This window comes from Streptomyces sp. NPDC033270 (assembly GCF_055576575.1).
Genome location: NZ_JBVIRA010000002.1, coordinates 195,977 through 208,047, shown reverse-complemented (window position 1 = coordinate 208,047; position 12,071 = coordinate 195,977). Strand labels below are relative to the sequence as shown.

Genomic DNA, 12,071 nt, shown 5'->3' with positions numbered 1-12,071 from the left:
TTTACTCCCCTTCGACCCGCATGATGCTGGCGACACCGCGGACGGTGTCCAGCTCGCGCAGTGCCCCGACGGTCGACGACAGCGCCGCGTCGGCCGCCCGGTGGGTGACGACGACGAGGGAGGCCTCGCCGTCCTTGCCCTGCTGACGGACCGTATCGATCGATACGCCGTGTTCGGCGAAGACCGTCGCGACCTGCGCAAGAACGCCGGGCTTGTCGGCCACGTCGAGACTGATGTGGTACCGCGTGACGACCTCGCCCATGGGGCTGACCGGCAGCGCCGTATAGGCCGACTCCCCGGGCCCGGTGGAGCCGGCGAGCTTGTTGCGGCAGACCGCGACGAGGTCGCCGAGGACCGCGGAGGCGGTCGGCGAACCGCCCGCACCCGGGCCGTAGAACATCAGCTGACCGGCCGCGTCGGCCTCGACGAAGACCGCGTTGTACGCCTCGCGTACGGAGGCGAGCGGATGCGTCAGCGGAATCATGGCGGGGTGCACCCGCGCGGTGACCGAGCCCCCGTCGGCGGCCCGCTCGCAGATGGCCAGCAGCTTGACCGTACAGCCCATCCGCTTGGCGGAGGCGATGTCGGCCGCGGTGACCTCCGTCAGCCCCTCGCGGTGCACATCGTCGATGGTGACCCGCGTGTGGAAGGCGATACCGGCCAGGATCGCGGCCTTGGCGGCGGCGTCGAACCCCTCGACATCGGCGGTCGGGTCGGCCTCGGCGTACCCCAGCGCGGTCGCCTCGTCCAGCGCCTCGCTGTACCCCGACCCCGTCGAATCCATCTTGTCGAGGATGAAGTTGGTGGTGCCGTTGACGATGCCGAGCACCCGGTTGACCTTGTCGCCGGCCAGCGACTCGCGCAGCGGCCGCACCAGCGGGATCGCGCCCGCGACGGCGGCCTCGTAGTACAGATCCGCGCCGTTGGCCTCGGCCGCCGCGTGCAGCGCCGCGCCGTCGGCCGCGACCAGCGCCTTGTTGGCGGACACCACGCTCGCGCCGTGCTCGAAGGCGGTGGTGATCAGCGACCGCGCGGGCTCGATCCCGCCGATGACCTCGATGACGACGTCGATGTCACCGCGTTTGACGAGCGCGGTCGCGTCGGTGGTGACCAGCTCGGCCGGAACGCCGGCGCGCACCTTGTCGGGGCGGCGCACGGCGATCCCCGCGAGCTCCACGGGCGCGCCGATGCGGGCCGTGAGGTCGTCCGCGTGCGTCGTCATGATGCGTGCCACCTCTGAGCCGACGACACCACAGCCCAGGAGCGCCACCTTCAGCGGACGCGTACGCATCATTCGACCTCTGCTTCTCATCGATCAGCGATTTTCGGCTTGCTCATGCACCAGCAGCCAACCTGCTCATGCACCAGTCTCACGCACCGGACGGCAGATTCCGTCCGTCGTCCGGATGCCGAGACATTTATTTCATCCGGGGCCGGGCCCCGGCGATCCGGCCCTACCCGACATCCAACCGCAGGAGATCTTCCTCCGTCTCCCGCCGGACGATCACCCTGGCCTCGCCGTCCCCGACCGCCACGACCGGCGGCCGCAGCGCGTGGTTGTAGTTGCTCGCCATGGACCGGCAGTACGCGCCGGTGGCCGGCACCGCGAGCAGGTCCCCCGGCGCCACGTCGGCCGGCAGGAAGGCGTCACGTACGACGATGTCGCCGCTCTCGCAGTGCTTGCCGACCACCCGCGACAGCATCGGCTCGGCGTCGGACGTGCGCGACACCAGGGCCACGCTGTACTCCGCGTCGTACAGGGCGGTGCGGATGTTGTCCGACATCCCGCCGTCCACGGACACATACGTCCGCAGGCCTTCCAGCTCCTTGACCGTGCCGACCTCGTACAGCGTGAAGGCCGTCGGCCCCACGATCGCGCGCCCCGGCTCGACCGACAGCCGCGGCACGCCCAGCCCCGCCGCCGCGCACTCCTTGCGCACGATCTCGCTCAGCGCCTTGGCGATCTCGTGCGGCTCGCGCGGATCGTCGTCCGAGGTGTAGGCGATGCCGAGCCCGCCGCCGAGGTCGATCTCGGGCAGTTCGATGCCGTGCTCGTCGCGTACCTCGGTCAGCAGCTGCACCACGCGACGGGCGGACACCTCGAATCCCGCCATGTCGAAGATCTGCGATCCGATGTGGCTGTGGATGCCGATGAGCTCCAGGCCGTCGAGCTTCAGGGCGCGGCGTACGGCCTCGGCGGCCTGCCCGCCCGCCAGCGCGATCCCGAACTTCTGGTCCTCGTGGGCGGTCGCGATGAACTCGTGCGTGTGCGCCTCGACACCGACCGTGACCCTGATCTGCACGCGCTGGCGCCTGCCGAGCCGCTCGGCGATGTGCGCGACGCGCACCATCTCCTGGAAGGAGTCCAGGACGATCCGCCCGACCCCGGCCTCGACGGCCCGGGTGATCTCCTCGGTGCTCTTGTTGTTGCCGTGCAGCGCGATCCGCTCGGCGGGCATCCCCGCCGCCAGCGCCGTCGCCAGCTCGCCGCCGGAGCAGACGTCGAGGTTGAGCCCCTCTTCGTGCAGCCAGCGCACGATGGCCCGGGAGAGGAACGCCTTGCCGGCGTAGAAGACGTCGGCGTCCGGCCCGAAGGCGTCCTTCCAGGCCCGGCAGCGCGCCCGGAAGTCGTCCTCGTCCAGGAAGTAGGCCGGCGTGCCGAACTCCTCGGCGAGCGCGGCCACGTCCAGCCCGCCGACGGTCACCACACCGTCGGCGTTGCGCCGGACGGTACGGGACCAGACACGCGGGTCAAGGGTGTTGAGATCGGCGGGCGGCCCGGCGTAGTGCCCCTCGGGCAGCACGTCGGCATGCCGGGGCCCTGCGGGATGCGCGGAACGACTCATGGCGTGGAGATCCCCTCAAAATTCGTTCATCAGAGGTGTTCGGGAGCGGAGATGCCGAGCAGGCGCAGGCCGTTGGCGAGCACCGTTCCGCCGGCCTCGGCAAGGGCCAGGCGGGCACGGTGCACGGCCGAGGGTTTCTCGTCCCCGACGGGCAACGGCGCAAAGGCGTCGTGCCACCGGAAGAACGCGTCCGCCGTCGCCTCCAGATGCCGCACCACCCGGTCCGGCGCCCGCAGCCGCGCGGCGGTCTCGATGGCGGAGGGGTAGGTGGCGAGGAGGGTGTGCAGCGACTGAAGGCAGTGCTCGGCGGGCCCGTCGGCGACGGTGACGGCCACCGGGGCGCCCACCTCCCCCGGCTCGCTGCTGAACCCCAGCTCACGCGCGCCGCGCACCAGCGCCCGGGTCCGCGCGTGGGCGTACTGCACCCGGAACCGCGGATTGCTCTCCCGCTGCACCACACGCTCGGGCACCCGCACCGGGTCATGGGCGGCGGGCCGCAGCAGGACCCAGCGGGCCTCGTCGGAGCCCAGCCGGCCGATGAGGGCGGCCAGCTCCTCGGGGGTGGCGGCCGGCTCCCCGGGGGCGGCGGGCCGCGCATCGGCGTCGACGCGGCCGGCCGGAGCCTGCGGCCGGATCCCCGCCGCGGCCTCGATCCGCGCCAGCGCCTCGGCCACGACCACCTCGCGGGCACCGCGGCCGGTCGCGGTACCGCCCGTGACCGGGCCGCCCTCCGCGCCGCGGTCCCCGTACCGTTCCCCTTGCGCCAGCACATTCCGTACGAGCGCGGCCTGCGCGCCCTCGCCCAGCGTGAAGTTCAAAAAGCCCGGCCCGGCGATCTCGACCCGGGCGATCCCGGCGCTCCCCGCCAGCCGCTTCCGCAGGATCTCGGCGACCTCCCGGGCCGGCCGCCCCGCCGGCTTGGCGAGCTGCAGCGCGACGTTGGAGGCGTAGTCCCCACACCCTGGCCGCGGCGGCGGCTGCACAACGATCCGCGCCGGCACGGGCACGGAGAGCTCCTGCTCCTCCACGGCACCGCGCACGGAGCGCAGGACGGTACGGGAGAGCTCAGCGGGGGTCACGGGACAAGCGTATGGGAGAACAGGGGCATCCACGCGACCCGGTTTCGCCCTGTGGACACTCCGCGGGACCCACCCGCCCCTGTGGACCCTGCGCGGCCGCCGGACCGGGCCGGGCTGGGCCGGCGCTCAGCCGCGGGCCGAGCTTGACCGGCTGCCCAGCCGCCGGGCCGGGCGTGGCTGGCACTCAGTGGCCGGGCTTGGCCGGCGCTCAGCCGCCGGACCGGGCGTGGCCTGCACTCAGCCGCCGGGGCAGACCACCGGCCCCGCTTCGCCGCCCCCCGCCTCCACCATCCCCACCCGGCCCCGATCGCTCTCCCCGTCCTCGCCCCCGCTGTCTTCCTTGCCCATCCCGCCGCCCTCGGGCCCGCGCTCCCGCTGCCGACCCTCGCGAACCAGCTTCCCCACGGTCCGCACCAGCTCGGTCGGCTCGAACGGCTTCGCCAGGAAGGCGTCCACCCCGACCGTCTCGCCGTTGTTCACCTCGCCCTGCGTACACGCGCTGACGATGGCGATCGGGATGTCCCAGGTCCGAGGATCGGAGCGCAGCCGGGCCGCGGTGCGCAGACCGTTGAGCCGCGGCATCACCACATCGAGGGTCACGACATCGGGTCTTACGTGGTGCACGACATCCAGACATTCGGCACCATCAGCCGCGGTCACGACCTCGAAGCCCTCCAGCTCGAGATTGACCCTGATCAACTGCCGGATCACCTTGTTGTCGTCGACAACCAGGATCCGACCGGACAAGCCAGGCACACCATGAGACTAGGGGCCCACCTGCGGCGCCGTCCCGGTTTTGCCCACTTCCGCCCCCATGCGAGGGACCTTTCCCCGACCCCCACCGGCACACCCCGCACATGCGCTAGGGCCCCACCCATCGGACAGTCCCGACCCCTCCCCCGCCTCCCGCAAATCCTGTTCATGAACACCCCATCAGAGCTGGTAGGGTTCTACCCGTCGCCGCACAAACAGCGGCAACGCCCCCGTAGCTCAGGGGATAGAGCAACGGCCTCCGGAGCCGTGTGCGCAGGTTCGAATCCTGCCGGGGGCACTCGCCATCTCACCGAAAATTCGTAGGTGATCAGGGCGGATGCCGAAAGAAGAGGGCGGGAGTCAGTCTCACTGACTCCCGCCCTTTCTCGTTCCCGGTCACCTTTCGCTTAATTGTCGGCCTGGAATGCAAAGATCCACTGCCTGGGTGCCATCTGCCGGCCTCTTTCCGACCCTCCCCAGCGTGAGCGCAGGTTGTGGCACGGGGGATCGACGTACGGCGTCGGTGGTTCAGGACCTCGCCCCACTCGCGATGGAGCTCCGCGGTGAGCCTTAGGGCGTTGCCGACGCTCTGCCGGCTGCCCAGGGCGCGGTGAGCGGCGAGGGCCGCTTGGATCGCGCGTGCAAGAGCGAGGGCGCGGCCCAAGTAGTCCACCGCTTGGTCGAGTTGATCCCGACCCGTGGGGCAATGGGGACGTCAGGCATCGGGGATGTCCGGCTTTGCGGCGGTGAGCATGGTGCCGGGGATGACGACGAGTCGTTCGTCAGGGCCGATGGTCACGCCTTCGGGTAGGCGCGGAGCGTAGTGGTCGGTCATATCGCGGCCTATGACGGCGATATCGCCGTTGCTGAGCTGCCAGATGTCCGGGCACTGCTCCCTGCCCTGGGAATTGCCCAGTTCTTCCGCCGACTTTCCCAGGCGTCTGACGAATAACGCCGACGGGTCGGCTTCCCAGGCTCGGGCCACGACGTGCCACCTCCAGGTCCCCGTTGTCACGGAATGCCACCGGCACGATACCGTGCGAGACCGGGCGCGGGGAGTCTGAATTCGCGCCGCCCGCGGGCGGCGCGGACAACGCGGACAACGGGGAGGACGCGCCGCCGCGGCCGCCCGCGGGTGGCCGTCGAGAGCGGGCGGTGCGCCGCCGGGAGGGCGGCGGCAGCCGGGCACCGGACCGCCGGCGTGGTTCCGCCCGGCCCGGCTCTGCTCGACTCGGTGTGGGCCGAGGGGGCGGGCCCGGTTGTCAGTCGTCCAGCCCGAGAGTCAGCCGTTCAGTCCGGGTGTCAGCCGTCCAGGCGGACCGGGAGGGACTCGATGCCGTAGACGATCGACAGCTTGCGGAAGGCCAGGTCCTCCGGCTTGGCGGCGAGGCGCATGTGCGGGAAGCGGCGGACCAGGGCGGGGTAGGCGGCGCGGAGTTCCATCCGGGCGAGTTCGGCGCCCACGCAGCGGTGGATTCCGTAGCCGAAGGCCAGGTGGGACGGGACGTTGCGCGAGGGGTCGAACCGCTCCATGTCCGGACCCAGTTTGCCGTCCCGGTCGGAGCCGCTCAGGGAGCACAGCACCACGTCTCCCGCGGCGATCTGCACACCGCCGATCTCCAGGTCCTCGCGGGCGAAGCGCGGGAAGGCGACCTGTACGACGGTCAGGTAGCGCAGCAGCTCCTCGACATAGCGGTCGACGACGTCATCGCCGTCGTGGAGGGCCGCGAAGTGCTTCGGGTCCTGGAGGAGAACCAGGGCGCCGAGCGCCAGCATGCTGGCGGTGGTCTCGAAGCCTCCGGTCAGCACGCCGTCGGCCAGGCCCGCCAGTTCCTCGTCGCTGACCGAGTCGCCGTGCTCCTTGACGATCATGCCGAGCAGGCCGTCACCCGGATTCTCCCGCTGCTTCTTGACGATGTCCCGGAAATAGGAGAGCGATTCGGATATGGCGCCGAAGGACGCGTTCGCGCCGCTGAAAAGGTCGAAGCGGGCCGCGCTGAGGCGTTCGAAGTCGTCGCGGTCCTCGTAAGGGACGCCGAGGAGTTCGCAAATGACGAGGGAGGGGATGGGCAGGGCGAAAGAGTGGACGATGTCGACCGGGTCGCCGTTTTTCCCCGCCGCTTCCATGGCGTCGAGGCGCTCCTCGACGATCTCGTGGATGCGCGGGGTGAGCCGGCCGAGGCGGCGCATGGTGAATTCGGGGGTCAGGAGCCGGCGGAGGCGGGTGTGCACCGGCGGGTCGGCGAATCCGAGGCCCCCGGGGTTCTGTTCGACGCCGGCGCCGGCCTTGCCGACGAGGTTGGTGAAGTCCGAGCTGAAGGCATTGGCCTTTCCCAGCACCGCCTTGACCTCGTCGTATCCGGTGACCAGCCAGACGTTGGCGGCTATCGGTACCGGCAGCTTGCTGATCGGCTCCTTCTCCCGGACGGTCGCCAAATCGCCTACGGGGTCGAGCCCCTCGCGACGCAAGGGCATCAGGACAGACTCGGGCAAGAAAGACATTCGAGACAGGTCGAAGCCTTTCTTCTGTGTTCTCGCCAGATACATACGGCCGGCCCAGGCGATGATCCGGGAACGGAGAGTCGTCATGACGCTCATACTGCCTTTCGTCGAGGGGGACGGTCACCCGCACTCGGCGCCCCAAGGCGGCCGGGACAGCACGGGACCCACTCGGCGCGGACGGGTGTGTCGTACGCCATAGCCCCTCGCTTGCGGTGGTCATGGCGCGAGTCCATGCCATCAACCGGTGCCTTAGGTCGTCCGCATCAGCGTGACGAGTTCGGCCTTCTTCTATTCGGTCGGGAAGAGTTTACAAACTGCCATTGGCCGCGTTCACGGAACAACCCGGGTCGCCCCTGGGAGACCCCTGAGCCGACCCTGACTCCTCCCTTGGTCCGGCATGGAGGGGGCGGGGCCGTGTCCGACATGACCGCGCCGCGCGTGCGGAGCGCGGGGCGGGGCGGGGCGGTGCGGGGCGGGGCGGTGCGGGGCGGTGCTCGACGGCCGCGCCGGATGCGGGCGGTGACCACCGCTCGTATCCGGCGGGCTCGGGCGTACCCACCCGGACGGGGATCCGTGCCGCGGGCCGGGCGGTGATCCGGACCGTGGGGCGAGCGGTGATCCGGACCGCGGGCCGGGCCGTGAGCCGGACCCGCGGGCCGGACCGTGAGCCGGGCGGCCCTGTGCGCGCTCCGCATGGCGGGAGAGAGGTGTGTGAAGGTTGCACGGCGTTTCCGGCGGTCGGACGCATGCCGGGCCGGGCGAGTCAACCGGGCGCTCGCGGGGGCGGGTTGGCGCGGGCAACGGGGGTGCTACCCCCGAGTGCGACTGCTACGTACCGTGACAAGTTGCGGACCCTTCGGAGTCTCTTTAGCGTGAGACGAGTGCGAGGTAGGCGACAGGACGCGGCGCGCGACAGCGGTCCGCAGGCACCGATCCGTCCGTCCCGTTGACGCCCGGTAGACCCCACTCGTTTTCGACTCCCCCTTTTCGCAGGACTCTCCCTTTCGCAGGAGGAAGCGCATGTTTCCGAAGCGCATGTTTTTGAGGTCGAAGTCCGGCAGCTTCACTCTGTGTGCCCTTTCCGGGGCGCTGGCCGGCGCCCTCACGGCAGGACCGGCACTGGCGGCGGGATCCGACGGGGGTGACGGCGAGGGCTCCACCATCCCCATGCGCATGGGTCGGGTCGTCGCCAAGGAAGGCCTCGTGGTGCGTACGGGCCCGAGCACCCACTACCGCGTCATCGGCTCGAAGCAGTACGGGACGGTCGTGGAGATCGCGTGCCGGGTCAACGGAGAGCGCGTCAAGGGCAACCCCGTCTGGTACAAGCTCGGCGACTCCTCGTACGCCTGGTCCTCGGAGCGCGACATCGTGCACGACGGGGACGAGCCCCGCTGGTGCTGACGCGGGGCGGCCCGGCGTCGACGCCCCGAACGCCGTATCCGGCATAACGGAAATAGCGGCCGCCGCTTGCTACGTTGCCAGACATGACGGCAACGGCAAGGGCGGCCGCCACGGCGCGCCCGGCGGACACTCCCCCACCCTTGCCGCCACCGCCCGGACGGCGGGGAATCGAACTGGCCCTCCTCGTAGGCGCGGTGCTGATCAGCGTCTGCGGCTACGCCGTGGTGGGGCTGGCCAGGGGGCACGCCCTCCCGGGCGGTGCGGTCCGCTACGGCGCCGGGCTCGGCGGGCTCGCACTGCTCGCGCACCTCGCGGTGCGCCTGCGCGCCCCGTACGCCGACCCGCTGCTGCTGCCCACCGCCGTGCTCCTCAACGGGCTCGGGCTGGTGCTGATCTTCCGGCTCGATCTGGAGACCCCGGCCGACCACGCCGCGCCCACCCAGCTGATGTGGTCGACGGTGGGAGTGCTGCTGTTCATGGCGGTGGTGGTGCTGCTGCGCGACCACCGCACGCTGCAGCGGTACGCCAACCACTGCGCGGCGCTGGCGCTGGCGCTGATGGTCGCGCCGATCGCCTTCCCCGCCGTCAACGGGGCGAAGATCTGGATCCGTGTCGCCGGATTCTCGATTCAGCCCGGCGAGTTCGCGAAGGTGCTGATCACGGTCTTCTTCGCGGCCTATCTCGCCGCCAACCGCGGTGCGCTGGCGCGCGCCGGCCAACGGGTGGCCCGGCTCCAGCTCCCCGCCGGCCGGGTGCTCGGGCCGATCTCCGCGATCTGGCTGCTCAGCGTGGCCGTGCTGGTCCTGGAGCGCGATCTGGGGACCTCGCTGCTGTTCTTCGGGATCTTCGTGGTGCTGCTGTACGTCGCGACGGGGCGGACCGGCTGGATCGCGCTCGGGCTGCTGCTGGCCGGGATCGGGGCGGCGGCCGTCGGCACGCTGGAGCCGCATGTGCACGGCCGGGTCGAGGACTGGCAGCACCCGTTCGCCGGCATCGCGGCGGGCGAGGGGCCCGGTCAGCTCGCCCAGTCGCTCTTCGCCTTCGCCGCGGGCGGGGTGCTCGGCACCGGGCTGGGCCAGGGCCACTCGTCCCTGATCGGCTTCGCCATGAAGTCCGACTTCATCCTCGCGACCTTCGGCGAGGAGCTGGGGCTGGCCGGACTCACCGCGCTGTTCCTGCTGTACGCCCTGCTGGTGGCGTGCGGCTACCGGGCCGCACTGGGGCTGGGCGACGCGTTCGGCAGCCTGCTGGCCGTCGGACTCGCGGCGCTGCCGGCCCTGCAGGTCTTCGTCATCGCGGGCGGGGTGATGGGGCTGATCCCGCTGACCGGCATGGCCATGCCGTTCCTCGCGCAGGGCGGGTCCTCCGTCGTCACGAACTGGATCATCGTCGCGCTGCTGCTGCGGATCAGCGACCGGGCGCGGGCGCCCCGGCCGGAGGGGAGCGGGGTGGCGAGCGGCAGCGGCAACGGGGAGGCCGTCCGTTGAACCGCTGCATCCGGCACACCGCCGCGTTCTGCCTGCTGCTCCTGCTCGCCCTGCTGGTCAACGCCGCGCGGGTGCAGATCGTCGAGGCGGAGCACTACGACGCCAGCCCGGCCAACCGGCGGCTGCCGATCGCCCGTTACGCAAAGCCGCGCGGTGAGCTGCTCGTCGACGGCAGGCCGGTCACCGGATCCCGGGACAGCAGGGGCCGGCTGCGCTACGAGCGCACCTACACCGACGGCCCGCTCTACGCCCCGGTCACCGGCTACTCCTCGCAGACCTACGGGACCTCGCTGCTGGAGCGGGCCGAGGACGGCATCCTCTCCGGCGCCGATGCGCGGCTCGCCGCCTTCCCCTGGTGGGACCAACTGACCCGCGGCCGCCACCGGGGCGGCGATGTGCACACCACCATCAACCCCCGGATGCAGCGCGCCGCCTACGCCGGGCTGGGCGGCAAGAAGGGCGCGGTGGCCGCGATCGAACCGCGCACGGGGCGCATCCTGGCGCTGGTCAGTACGCCGTCGTACGAGCCGGGTGAGCTGTCCGGCAACGGCGCGCCGGTCGGCGAGGCCTGGCGCCGGCTCAACGCCGCCGCGCAGCGGCCGATGCTCAACCGGGCGCTGCAGCAGACCTACCCGCCCGGCTCCACCTTCAAGGTCGTCACCGCGGCGGCTGCGCTGGAGAGCGGCCTGGTCACCGACATCGAAGCCCCTACGGACTCCCCCGATCCCTATCCGCTGCCCGGCAGCTCCACCCTGCTCGGCAACACGGCCGAGGACTGCGAGGACGCCCCCCTCATCTACGCCTTCCGGGCCTCGTGCAACACCGTCTTCGCGCGGCTGGGGACCGCGGTCGGGCTGCGCGGCATGGCGGCGACGGCCCACCGGTTCGGCTTCAACGACCGGCGGCTGCGCATCCCCTCGCCGGTCGCGCCGAGCACCTTCGACACGCGGATGGATCCCGCGCAGCTCGCGCTCTCCGCCATCGGGCAGTACGACACCGCCGCCACCCCGCTCCAGATGGCGATGGTCGCGGCGGTGGTCGCCAACGGGGGGCAGCTGACGCCGCCGTACCTCGTCGACAAGGTGACCGACGCCGGCGGGGTCATGGTCTCGGCCGGTCCGCAGCGGCCCACGCGCCAGGTGGTCGGCCCGGCCACCGCGCAGCAGCTCCAGGAGTTGATGATCGACGTCGTCGAGCACGGCAGCGGCCGGCGCGCCGCCGTCGAGGGCCTGACGGTCGGCGGCAAGACGGGCACCGCCCAGCACGGTGCGCACAACGAGGGCACGCCGTATGCCTGGTTCATCTCCTGGGCGCGCGAGCGGGACAACTACGAGCCGACGGTGGCGGTGGCGGTGGTCGTCGAGGACGCGGCCGCCGATCGCGCGGACATCAGCGGCGGGGGGAGCGCGGCACCGATCGCCCGGGCGGTGATGGCGGCGGCGCGATGAGGTACGACTCCGGCGCGGCCGCCGTACCCGCGTCACAATGGCCGTATGACCGACGCTCCCCCGCCCACCTCCTCCGCCGCACCGGACCCCGCCCCGCTGCTGTCACTGGCCGAAGTGGAGGCGCTGGCCCGGCGGGCGCACGCGGGGCAGACCGACAAGGCCAGCCGCCCGTACACCGAGCATCTGGAGGCTGTCGCGGCGGGCGTGCGGGCGCGGGGCGGCAGCGACGAGCAGATCGCCGCGGCCTGGCTGCACGACGCGGTCGAGGACGGCGCGCTGAGCCGTGAGTGGCTGGCCGGCGCGGCGCTCGGCGAGGCGACCAAGGCGATGGTCCTGGCGGTCACCAAGCGGGCCGGTGAGCCGGTCGAGGAGTACACCGCGCGGATTCTGGCCACGCCCGGTGCGCTGCTGGTCAAGGAGTCCGATCTCGCGCACAACGCCGATCCGGCGCGGCTGGCCGTTCTGGACGCGCCGACGCGGGAGCGGCTGACGGCGAAGTACGCCCGGATGCGGGGCCTGTTGGGACTTCGCTGAGCCGGCCGGCCTCCGGGCCGC

At 71.8% G+C, this 12,071-nt stretch carries 10 protein-coding genes and 1 tRNA gene; 5 read left to right on the top strand and 6 right to left on the bottom strand.

The features are described 5' to 3' along the window. Position 1: 1 nt before the first annotated feature. The 4 genes from ACZ5XZ_RS04415 to ACZ5XZ_RS04400 form a co-directional block, all read right to left on the bottom strand. Complete coding sequence (locus tag ACZ5XZ_RS04415; RefSeq protein WP_384434112.1) at positions 2–1,294, bottom strand: homoserine dehydrogenase; 1,293 nt, start codon at positions 1,292–1,294, stop codon at positions 2–4. A 160-nt stretch (positions 1,295–1,454) separates the two neighbouring features. After that, positions 1,455–2,846 (bottom strand): diaminopimelate decarboxylase, encoded by a 1,392-nt coding sequence (gene lysA / locus ACZ5XZ_RS04410; protein ID WP_468974524.1) that lies wholly within the window; start codon positions 2,844–2,846, stop codon positions 1,455–1,457. Positions 2,847–2,875: 29 nt separating this feature from the next. After that, a complete protein-coding gene (gene nrtL / locus ACZ5XZ_RS04405) occupies positions 2,876–3,925 on the bottom strand; it encodes an ArgS-related anticodon-binding protein NrtL (RefSeq protein ID WP_468974522.1) in 1,050 nt (349 codons plus the stop codon). A gap of 237 nt (positions 3,926–4,162) precedes the next feature. Next, positions 4,163–4,681: a response regulator gene (locus ACZ5XZ_RS04400; RefSeq protein ID WP_468974520.1), complete on the bottom strand. Its 519-nt coding sequence runs from the start codon at positions 4,679–4,681 to the stop codon at positions 4,163–4,165. A gap of 223 nt (positions 4,682–4,904) precedes the next feature. On the opposite strand from ACZ5XZ_RS04400, the gene ACZ5XZ_RS04395 reads away from it, so the two are divergent. After that, positions 4,905–4,976, top strand: a tRNA-Arg gene (locus tag ACZ5XZ_RS04395). A gap of 417 nt (positions 4,977–5,393) precedes the next feature. Here ACZ5XZ_RS04395 and ACZ5XZ_RS04390 read toward each other — a convergent pair. Together ACZ5XZ_RS04390 and ACZ5XZ_RS04385 are read right to left on the bottom strand one after the other, a co-directional pair. Continuing rightward, the gene (locus ACZ5XZ_RS04390) at positions 5,394–5,663 is read right to left on the bottom strand and encodes a hypothetical protein (protein WP_468974518.1); all 270 of its coding nucleotides are present in this window, start codon (positions 5,661–5,663) and stop codon (positions 5,394–5,396) included. A gap of 317 nt (positions 5,664–5,980) precedes the next feature. Further along, on the bottom strand, positions 5,981–7,276 hold the full coding sequence (locus tag ACZ5XZ_RS04385; protein WP_468974516.1) for a cytochrome P450: 1,296 nt from the start codon (positions 7,274–7,276) through the stop codon (positions 5,981–5,983). 924 nt (positions 7,277–8,200) lie between these two features. On the opposite strand from ACZ5XZ_RS04385, the gene ACZ5XZ_RS04380 reads away from it, so the two are divergent. The 4 genes from ACZ5XZ_RS04380 to ACZ5XZ_RS04365 all read left to right on the top strand — a co-directional run bounded on the left by ACZ5XZ_RS04380 (position 8,201) and on the right by ACZ5XZ_RS04365 (position 12,050). Further along, entirely contained in the window at positions 8,201–8,581 is a 381-nt protein-coding gene (locus tag ACZ5XZ_RS04380; RefSeq protein WP_468974514.1) for an SH3 domain-containing protein, read from the top strand. Positions 8,582–8,664: 83 nt separating this feature from the next. After that, entirely contained in the window at positions 8,665–10,068 is a 1,404-nt protein-coding gene (locus ACZ5XZ_RS04375) for an FtsW/RodA/SpoVE family cell cycle protein (RefSeq protein ID WP_468974512.1), read from the top strand. Further along, positions 10,065–11,516, top strand: coding sequence for a penicillin-binding transpeptidase domain-containing protein (locus ACZ5XZ_RS04370; RefSeq protein ID WP_468974510.1), 1,452 nt, complete (start codon positions 10,065–10,067; stop codon positions 11,514–11,516). The genes ACZ5XZ_RS04375 and ACZ5XZ_RS04370 overlap by 4 nt, the downstream gene beginning before the upstream one ends. A 45-nt stretch (positions 11,517–11,561) precedes the next feature. Further along, positions 11,562–12,050: an HD domain-containing protein gene (locus tag ACZ5XZ_RS04365; protein ID WP_468974508.1), complete on the top strand. Its 489-nt coding sequence runs from the start codon at positions 11,562–11,564 to the stop codon at positions 12,048–12,050. Positions 12,051–12,071 lie beyond the last annotated feature (21 nt).